The sequence below is a fragment of the Sphingobacterium sp. SYP-B4668 genome (assembly GCF_027627455.1).
GTDB lineage: Bacteria > Bacteroidota > Bacteroidia > Sphingobacteriales > Sphingobacteriaceae > Sphingobacterium.
On record NZ_CP115483.1, the window covers coordinates 5,407,329 to 5,417,112 of the forward strand.

Below are 9,784 nucleotides of genomic sequence, written 5' to 3' on the forward strand. Positions count from 1 at the left end.
ACATAAAAATAAAAGAACTTGATATAAAGCGATTTAAGACGATATTTTAAATAAAATGATACAGGTATCCAAAATATACAAAAATAGCTCAAAACACCTAAAATACAGCTTAATTCAAAGGCTACTGTTTTTGGCAGTGATTTGCCTCTTAATCTTAAGTTCTGTTCAATGTGCCAATATGCAACACCCTACTGGGGGGCCAAAAGATTCGCTACCACCTACAATTCTCAATGAGTTTCCTAAAAATCTTACGCGAAATTTCAAAGAGAAAAAAATCATATTGGAATTTGATGAATATGTAAAACTAAGTAATCAATTCAAAGAATTTAGCATTTCTCCAGACGTTGACACTCAACCAGAATACAAAGTAAAAAAGAAAAACTTCGAAATAACTCTTCCAGATTCATTGGAAGACAACACGACATATACTATCCATTTTGGTAAAGGGTTGGTGGATTACAATGAGGGGAATCCCTTACCTAATTATTCTTACGTATTTGCTACAGGTGACGAGTTGGACTCCCTATCGGTATCTGGTTCCGTATTGAATGGCTATACCCAAAGTCTTGACATCAAAAATCAGGATAAAGATATCATTGTTATGCTAATTCCGATCAGACAGGATAGTATTTTTGGAAAGAAAAAAGCCAATATATTCACAGCTGTAGATACTTCTGGAAATTTCAAATTCAACAATTTAAGAGAGGATACCTATCGAATATATGCGCTTAAACAAAAGGCGCCCAATCGTATATACAATGAAAATGATGATTGGATTGGATTTCTAAAAGACAGTATTGTACTAACGAAAGACACTGGAAATATAAAACTGGAGCTAACCAAACCATATCCACAGAAATTTAGAACTACAGAACGAAAACTAGAAAAAGATGGTGGTATTCAACTCGTATTCAATATTGGCTTACTAGATCCTCGTATAAAGATATTATCTCCTGAAGATATTGATGCTGACAAGTATATCAAATATGGGGTTAATAGAGATAGTGCGCTAATATACACGTCTAACACAGATTTTGACTCTATAAAATTAGAAATTACCAATTACAATAAAGTATTAGATACGGTATTAATCAAGAAACCTACTAATCTAAAATTTGAAAAAGAACTCCTACCACTCCTAAATATCAACAACAAAGTAGATAAAATCAACCATATAGTAGTTACGGCAAAATCTCCCATATCTCAAATAGAAAAAGGTAAGCTCAAACTTTTGGAAGACAGCCTATCACGAACGAACTTCCAGCTCCAAAAAGATAGTTTAAACACGCAATTATATCATATCAGATACAATTGGAGACCTAACAAAAACTATACGCTCATAATTGAAGAAAATGCGGTTAAAGGGCTGTTTGGTGCCAGCAATAAAGAGCTAAAAACCACTTTTACATTGGATGAAAGCGAAAACTATGGTGATATCAATTTTACCTTTACTGGAAGAGACAGCACCATGCAATACATCGTCGAAATCATAGATGAAAAGAAAGAAAAAGTATTCGATAAAAAAATACTGGAAAAAGCTGCTACATTGTCTTACAAAAAATTTCCAGGTGGAAAATACTCACTTCGTATCATATATGACGCAAATAGAAACGGTGTCTGGGATCCTGCAAACTTAAAGACAAAAGAACAAGCCGAAAAGATATGGTACCTGGGAAAAACCTTTACAATACGTGCAAACTGGGAACAGAATGAAACTATAAATATCCCCTAATCATCCATTAGCCAAGAACTATACGTTACATAATTATGCGGTAACTGTTGCAACATATCTCTTTGTTCATCGGTTATCGCCTTTATCTTTTTAGCTGGTACACCAGCATACAAATAACCAGATTCACATACCGTACCTTCCAATACTACGGAACCTGCGGCTATAATAACATAAGATTGCACTATAGCTCGGTCCATCACAATGGCTCCCATACCTATCAATACATGATCATGGACGTCACAGCCATGTACCATGGCCTGATGCCCTATGCTCACATAGCTTCCAATATCGGTACCGTTCTTTAGATATGTACAATGGATGACAACCCCATCTTGTATATTGGTATATTCGCCAATACGTATATAATTAACATCCCCTCTGACGACAGCATTGAACCAAACTGAGCAATGCTGCCCCATAGTTACGTCACCTACTAAGGTTGCATTTGGGGCTATATAGCAACTATCCGGTATCTCCGGAAGCTTTCCTTTAATTGGTAATATAACAGGCATAATAAACTTAAAATATAGTATCTCTCAACACATCAGCATGATTGGGATAATCGGTAGAATAATGTAGTCCTCTACTTTCTTTCCTACTTTGAGCAGATTTAATAACAAGAAAAGCAACCTGGATTACATTCCTCAACTCGCACAGTTGGACAGATAATTTGGTATGTTTATAAAAATCCTCGGTCTCATCATATAAAAAACCCAATCGACGCAAAGCCCTATCTAATCTAAAATCAGACCGTACAATACCGACATAATCAGACATGACTTTTTGTGTTTCCCTTAAATTGTGCGATACAAGTATATCCTCATTTGAAAGACTAGTATTAGAATCGTCCCACTCTGGTATACCTATTTGATAATCCAATGTATCTAGACGACCCACGGCATCAAGGGCAATACGATGTGCGTAAACAGCTGCTTCCAAAAGTGAATTAGAAGCCAATCTATTGGCTCCATGCAGTCCTGTGGAAGAACATTCGCCACAAGCGTACAAATTATCTATTGTACTTCTACCATACTCGTCAACTAATATTCCGCCGCACAGATAATGCGCAGCAGGAGAAACGGGAATATAATCCTTGGACATATCTAAACCAATACTCATGCACTTTTCATAGATATTCGGGAAATGAGTCAGTATATCAGTTTTGGATTTCATTGTAATATCTAGATAAACATAATCTATTCCTGATTTCTTCATCTCAGCATCTATAGCCCTTGCCACAATATCTCTTGGCGCCAGTGAGCCACGTTCGTCGTACTCCTCCATAAAAGACTCGCCATTAACACGTCGCAATATACCTCCAAAACCTCTCACAGCTTCTGACACTAGAAACGCTGGATATTGACTCGGGTTATACAGTGCTGTAGGGTGAAACTGTATGAACTCCATATTACGTACTTTACCTTTTGCACGGTATACCATTGCTATTCCATCACCTGTAGCGATAGTTGGATTTGTAGTACTAGAGTAAACATGACCAGCTCCACCTGAAGCCATAAGTGTAATTTTACTCAATATTTTCTCAATTTTATTACTATGGGAATTCAAGGCATAAACACCGAAACATTTAATATCCTCAGATTTCTTATCCACAAATTCACCTAAATGATGCTGTGTAATCAAATCAATAGCAAAATAGTGAGTAAGTATCTCTATATTAGGATTTTGATGAACTTTCTCTAACAAAGCACGCTCTATCTCATAGCCCGTAATATCCTTATAATGTAATATACGATGTTTAGAATGTCCCCCTTCTTTTGCCAAATCGTAACTTCCTTCCTCCACCTTATCAAAGTTAGTACCGTAAGCTATCAATTCAGCAATACGCTCCGGACCTTCTTTAACAACGTTTTCCACAATATTAACATGACATAATCCGTCCCCAGCAACTTGAGTATCAACGATATGCTTATCAAAGCTATCAGACTTATCCACAACAGCGGCTACCCCCCCCTGTGCGTACTTGGTATTCGACTCATCTTCATTAGACTTAGTGACTATCAGCACTTTACCCTTACTTGCTGCTTTTAAAGCAAAGCTTAGGCCAGCTATTCCCGACCCAATTATTAAAAAATCAACCTGACGACCCTGCATATATGCCTGTGGTATTTACAAAAACTTGTTAATAAGACAACAAATTAACAAAATATGTGGATAACATGTAGATAAATGGTGAATTAAAAATGAAAACTATTTTTTATTCCACATTTCCACAGGATTCACGTGATTTATGAACAAATTATAACCCTAATCTTACCCAATTACTAACAAATTGTAAACAACAATCAATTCACATTAAAATATGGAAAAGAAAAAAAGAGAAATTTTATTTAGCTGAATATCAGCTCTATTTATAAACATAGAGAGGTTAAAAATGTGGATAACTCTATCAAAACTCACAATCACAACTCAAACATGCTTAAAGTTTCGACATTTTCCACACACTAATAAACAATAGCTTCTCTTTTATATAAAAGAATTATTAATTATTGAAAAAAGGGATTGTGGATTTCGTTTGAATTTCTTTCGCTACTTTTGTGTTGTGATAAAGTCGGGATTAGGATTATAAATTTTGACACTTGGAAAATGAATACAACTTACGAAAGAGACTTAGAAGCAAAAGGATACATAGATGAGCCTGTAAATCCGCAATTGGATTTGGTAGAAGAGATTAATCGATTAAAAAAGGAAAAAAATGCAGTTATTTTAGCGCACTACTATCAAGATGCTGAAATTCAGGATATTGCAGATTATATAGGTGATAGTTTGGGATTATCTCAAGAAGCAGCGAAAACAGAAGCTGATGTGATAGTTTTCGCTGGTGTGCACTTTATGGCAGAGACAGCTAAAATTTTATCACCCCAAAAACGTGTCCTTTTACCTGATTTGAAAGCTGGGTGCTCATTATCAGATAGTTGCCCACCACATTTGTTCGCAAAATTTAAGGAACAGTATCCTGATCATTTGGTGATTACTTACGTAAACTGTACCGCTGAGCTTAAGGCCTTATCGGATATAGTATGTACTTCCAGTAATGCTGTTCAAATCGTAGAAAGTCTGCCGTTGACTCAAAAAATCATCTTCGGACCAGATCGAAATTTGGGTGCTTATGTAAAGAAAAAAACGGGTCGAGACTTGGTGCTATGGAATGGCGCTTGTATGGTACATGAGATTTTCTCGCAGGAAAAGATTGATGATTTAAGGGAGATGTATCCAGATGCTAAATTTATAGCGCACCCAGAGTGCGAAGATCATATTTTGGCTACAGCTGATTATGTGGGCTCTACATCTGGAATGTTGAAGTATACTATAAATGATTCTTCTTCAACATATATTGTTGCTACTGAATCAGGTATTATTCATCAAATGCAGAAGGCTAGTCCGCATAAGAAATTTATTCCTGCTCCGCCAAATAATGCATGTGCATGTAATGATTGTCCCCATATGAAGCTCAATACCTTAGAGAAATTGTATAACTGTCTTAAGTACGAAGCTCCAGAGGTAACACTTCCTGAAGAAGTAATAGTACGTGCGCAAAAGCCCATTGAACGTATGCTGGAGATTTCAGCTAGATTAGGACTTTAAGAATACTGCTGTGCATATGCTCTTATAGAGACGTGTTTTTTAAAATTTAAAATTTACTTGATAAATGTTTGAGAATACAGATAGAACAGAACTTGGTCATCTTGGTGAATTTGGCTTGATAGAACATCTAACAAAGCACGTGGAACTTTCCGAGAAATCGACGATAAAAGGCATTGGTGATGACGCGGCTGTATTGGATTTTTCTAACTATAAGACGCTTATTTCTACAGATTTGTTATTAGAAGGGATACATTTCGATCTGCGGTATGTACCTCTTAAACATTTGGGTTACAAAGCTGTACAGGTCAATCTAAGCGATATATATGCCATGAATGGAATTGCTTCGCAAATTACTATAGCTATTGGTTTATCTTCTAAATTTCCCCTTGAAGCTGTAGAAGAGATTTACGAGGGAGCTTTAATAGCTTGTAAAAAATATAATGTGGACTTGGTAGGAGGGGATACTTCGGCATCGGCGCAAGGTTTGGTTATTTCGGTTACAAGTATTGGTTATGCTGAGGAGGGAAGAATTTCCTATCGATCGGGTGCACAGGAAGGTGATTTGCTGTGTGTATCTGGTGACCTAGGTGCTGCCTACATGGGACTGCAGTTATTAGAGCGTGAAAAGTCTGTATTTTTAGAACATCCTAATATACAACCTGATTTGGAGGGGAAAGACTATATCGTAGAAAGACAACTTAAACCTGAAGCTCGTAAGGATATTGTCCAGTTACTCGATAGCTTATCCATTGTGCCTAATTCGATGATCGATATATCGGATGGCTTGGCATCAGAGATTATCCATATTTGTAAAGCTTCGGACAAAGGGTGTAAATTGTATGAAGATAAGATTCCTTTGGACCAAATGACTTATGATACTGCTCGTGAGTTTGGATTAGATCCCACGGTATGTGCTTTAAATGGGGGAGAGGATTATGAACTCTTATTTACTGTTCCGCAGAGTGAATACGATAAGTTGAAAAATCTTCCTGATATCAGTATTATTGGCCATATTACCGAGGCAAGCGCGGGTTGTCAAATGGTTTCTAAATCGGGTAATGTGCACCCTATTACTGCACAAGGTTGGAATGCCTTTAAAAAATAAGCTTCGAATATAAAATAGTTTGTTAAATGCGAACTTGGTCCATAAATGAATAAAAAAATCCTGTTTCACATGAAACAGGATTTTTTTATTCATTCTCAAATGCTGGCTCTTCTTCTTCTACAGCATTTGGATCGTGTTTGCCGACGCTGAAGTTATTATAGCCTAAGCCAATTTCTATTGCTAGTAATCGCTGTTGGAGCATTTCGAGTATAGCAAGAAAATTATATACGAAGTGAACTTTATTTTCTGAGTTTTGACGTAATTGACTAAAATCAAGTCTTTCATTGAGCTCGATAAGTTCCTTTATTGCTTTTTTCTGCTGTTCGATGGTGTAAGGATATTTGACTACTGTGTGGGTGACTTCTTGGGCTCTGTTCCTGAATTGAAACATCATACGTTCAAAGACCATCATCAATTTGTACAGATCAAATGAAGCCAGCTCTTCTCCCTCTTGAGTAGGTCTCTCTGTATTTTTTAAATCATGTAGTAAGTTACCTCTAGTGTGGTAATGTGTTCTACTCTCTTCCAATATCCTAAGGTCGTCACATATACTTTTAAATTGTTTATAAAGTATAAGCTTTTGAACCAAATCTCTTTTTAAGTCTATTTCATTTTCGTTTTCATCTAAGTCGGGCCTTGGTAGTAACATCTTGGCTTTTATTCGCATCAATGTGGAGGCAACAAAGATAAACTCACTTGCTAATTCTATATTGAGGGCATGCATGCGCTTAATAAAATCAAGAAAATCATCTGTGATTTTGGAGATGGGGATATCGTGTATATTTAATTCATCGCGTTCGATAAAAAAGAGTAATAAATCGAATGGTCCCTCAAACTGATCTAATTTGATTTCGTAGCCTTCACTGATATTCATAGATTCAAAAGTACGGAATTATAAAAAATTATTGATATTTTAGTTGTATAAGAACGACCTTATGTAAACCATAACAATTCCGAATTGTTGTAAGACTTATATAAAATAAAAATTGTTACTTTGTATCTCATTTTGAAATAGCGAGAACTATGCAAGTAGAGGCTGGAGAATTATTGCAAAAAATAAACCTTCCTTCAGATCTTAAAAAGTTGAGGGAAGAAGAGTTATTGCAGGTCTGTAAAGAGTTGAGACAGTATATTATCGATATAGTATCTGTCAATGGAGGACACTTTGCTGCGAGTCTAGGGGTGGTAGAGCTGACGGTAGCCCTTCATTATGTCATGAATACCCCTTACGATCAGTTGATTTGGGATGTAGGTCACCAAGCCTATGGTCATAAAATATTAACGGGAAGACGTGAGGTATTTCATACCAATCGAATTTTAAACGGTATTTCGGGATTTCCAAATCGCGGAGAGAGTGAGTATGATACTTTTGGTGTTGGTCACTCTTCCACTTCTATATCTGCTGCCCTTGGTATGGCTGTCGCTTCCCATTATAAAGGAGAGAGCGATAGACAACATGTTGCTGTGATTGGTGATGGTGCATTGACTGCAGGTCTAGCTTTTGAAGCATTGAACCATGCAGGCATTGAAAAGTCTAATTTATTGGTCATACTAAATGATAACTGCATGTCCATCGATCCGAATGTGGGTGCAATGAAGGAGTATCTAACGAGTATTACCACTTCTAGACAATATAATAGATTCAGAGATGATATTGCTGCTGTACTATCTAAGATATCAGAAGTGGGACCGGATGCATTTGGGATTGCTAAAAAATTAGAGCGCGGCATAAAGGGTTCTTTGTTAAAAAACTCGAATCTGTTTGAATCGCTTAACTTTAGATATTTTGGTCCTGTTGATGGACATGATGTAAAGAAGCTTGTTAAGACTTTAGAAGATCTTAAGCATATACCAGGTCCTAAATTACTGCACTGTGTTACGGTGAAAGGTAAGGGCTATGCACTTGCTGAAAAGGATCAAACTTTATGGCATGCTCCTGGATTGTTCGACAAGATAACAGGCGAGATAAAGAAATCGGTAACCGACAAACCAGTAGCACCTAAATACCAAGATGTATTTGGACATACTTTGGTTGAATTAGCTGAAACGAATAAGCATATTATGGGCATAACACCAGCTATGCCTTCGGGATCTTCCATGAATATCATGATGAAGGCTATGCCTGATCGTGCTTTCGACGTAGGAATAGCCGAGCAACATGCTGTTACCTTCAGTGCTGGACTTGCTACACAGGGCATGCTTCCTTTCTGTAATATTTATTCATCTTTTATGCAACGTGCTTATGATCAAGTAATACATGACGTTGCGTTACAAAAGCTAAATGTAGTATTTTGCCTGGATAGAGCAGGTATAGCGGGGGCTGATGGCCCTACACATCATGGGGCTTATGACATAGCATTCATGCGTTGCATTCCAAATATGACGGTATCAGCTCCTATGAACGAAGAGGAGTTACGCAACTTGATGTATACAGCACAATTGGAAAACAAAGGTCCGTTTGTGATTCGGTATCCACGAGGAGCAGGAGTGATGCCTGACTGGAAAAGACCTTTTAAAGAAATACCTATAGGAAAGGGAAGAAAGATATGTGATGGTGAAGAGGTTGCTATCCTGACAATTGGTAGTGTGGGCAACGAGGCTGTAAAAGCTGTACAGCTGTTAAATGAAGAAGGAATCCATCCAGCGCATTATGATCTACGTTTTGTAAAGCCCCTCGATCAAGAAATTTTGCATGAAGTGTTCCAAAAATTTAAAAAAGTCATCACGGTAGAAGATGGATGTTTGCAAGGTGGAATGGGATCGGCCGTATTGGAATTTATGATGGATCACCGTTATCATCTGTCTGAAGTCGTGCGATTAGGAATACCTGATGAGATTGTTGAACATGGTGAACAAAAGGAATTGTGGAGTTTGTGTCACTATGATGCCAATGCTATTGTTGAAGAATGTAGAAAGCTTGCAAAAGGTAGAAAAACTAACTCATTGGTGGGATAGGAAATAGGAAAAAGGATACATATAAAATAAGAACGGAGCCAATTTAAATTGGCTCCGTTTTTGTTTACAAACTAACTTCCTATCGTATTGTTTTAAGTCCGATTTTTTAAGCTGTAGTTTTCCACATTTTTTCTTGTTGTTTCAAAAAAAATAGTAAATTGGGGTAAGTAAGCTAATCGGTTTATGTCGTGTTGAAAACTTAAATTTTGCTATTAAAATTTAGTAAAAATACATTAAAAACACTTATATCAATATGATAATTAAGTTGTTATGTGTTTTTTTACTTTTTAATTTTTTAGCTGATTTTTTTTCACCATCTTCGTTTTAAGAGAAAGTTATGAACAATTTTTTGGTCACATATTGTAAATCAAGTTATTAACAATTTTAGA

Annotated in this window: 7 protein-coding genes; 4 read left to right on the forward strand and 3 right to left on the reverse strand. The window is 36.5% G+C overall.

Going from position 1 to position 9,784, the window contains the following annotated elements:
* The first annotated feature begins 178 nt into the window (after nt 1–178).
* Nucleotides 179–1,732, forward strand: coding sequence for an Ig-like domain-containing protein (locus OQ289_RS22055; protein WP_270088838.1), 1,554 nt, complete (start codon nt 179–181; stop codon nt 1,730–1,732).
* Here the strand turns inward: OQ289_RS22055 and OQ289_RS22060 are convergent.
* The gene (locus OQ289_RS22060) at nt 1,729–2,244 is read right to left on the reverse strand and encodes a gamma carbonic anhydrase family protein (RefSeq protein ID WP_270088839.1); all 516 of its coding nucleotides are present in this window, start codon (nt 2,242–2,244) and stop codon (nt 1,729–1,731) included. The two genes, OQ289_RS22055 and OQ289_RS22060, sit on opposite strands and share 4 nt — an antisense overlap.
* A gap of 7 nt (nt 2,245–2,251) precedes the next feature.
* The gene (nadB, locus tag OQ289_RS22065; protein ID WP_270088840.1) at nt 2,252–3,844 is read right to left on the reverse strand and encodes an L-aspartate oxidase; all 1,593 of its coding nucleotides are present in this window, start codon (nt 3,842–3,844) and stop codon (nt 2,252–2,254) included.
* A gap of 492 nt (nt 3,845–4,336) precedes the next feature.
* Here nadB and nadA point away from each other — a divergent pair, with 492 nt between their 5' ends.
* Nucleotides 4,337–5,335, forward strand: a complete 999-nt coding sequence (gene nadA / locus OQ289_RS22070) for a quinolinate synthase NadA (RefSeq protein WP_270088841.1) — start codon at nt 4,337–4,339, stop codon at nt 5,333–5,335.
* Nucleotides 5,336–5,399: 64 nt separating this feature from the next.
* A complete protein-coding gene (gene thiL / locus OQ289_RS22075) occupies nt 5,400–6,440 on the forward strand; it encodes a thiamine-phosphate kinase (protein WP_270088842.1) in 1,041 nt (346 codons plus the stop codon).
* 85 nt (nt 6,441–6,525) lie between these two features.
* On the opposite strand, the gene OQ289_RS22080 is transcribed toward thiL, so the two are convergent.
* Nucleotides 6,526–7,314 carry a segregation and condensation protein A gene (locus OQ289_RS22080; protein WP_270088843.1) on the reverse strand — a complete coding sequence of 263 codons (789 nt, stop codon included), beginning with the start codon at nt 7,312–7,314 and terminating at the stop codon, nt 6,526–6,528.
* A gap of 149 nt (nt 7,315–7,463) precedes the next feature.
* Between OQ289_RS22080 and dxs the strand changes: the two genes are divergently transcribed.
* The gene (gene dxs, locus OQ289_RS22085) at nt 7,464–9,395 is read left to right on the forward strand and encodes a 1-deoxy-D-xylulose-5-phosphate synthase (protein WP_270088844.1); all 1,932 of its coding nucleotides are present in this window, start codon (nt 7,464–7,466) and stop codon (nt 9,393–9,395) included.
* The last annotated feature ends 389 nt before the right edge of the window (nt 9,396–9,784 follow it).

Bases quoted from the DNA above. Each gene is read 5' to 3' on its own strand.
- OQ289_RS22060 (WP_270088839.1), bottom strand. From the start codon at position 2,244: ATGCCTGTTATATTACCAATTAAAGGAAAGCTTCCGGAGATACCGGAT.
- OQ289_RS22055 (WP_270088838.1), top strand. From the start codon at position 179: ATGCAACACCCTACTGGGGGGCCAAAAGATTCGCTACCACCTACAATT.
- thiL (WP_270088842.1), top strand. From the start codon at position 5,400: ATGTTTGAGAATACAGATAGAACAGAACTTGGTCATCTTGGTGAATTT.
- dxs (WP_270088844.1), top strand. From the start codon at position 7,464: ATGCAAGTAGAGGCTGGAGAATTATTGCAAAAAATAAACCTTCCTTCA.
- nadA (WP_270088841.1), top strand. From the start codon at position 4,337: ATGAATACAACTTACGAAAGAGACTTAGAAGCAAAAGGATACATAGAT.
- OQ289_RS22080 (WP_270088843.1), bottom strand. From the start codon at position 7,314: ATGAATATCAGTGAAGGCTACGAAATCAAATTAGATCAGTTTGAGGGA.
- nadB (WP_270088840.1), bottom strand. From the start codon at position 3,844: ATGCAGGGTCGTCAGGTTGATTTTTTAATAATTGGGTCGGGAATAGCT.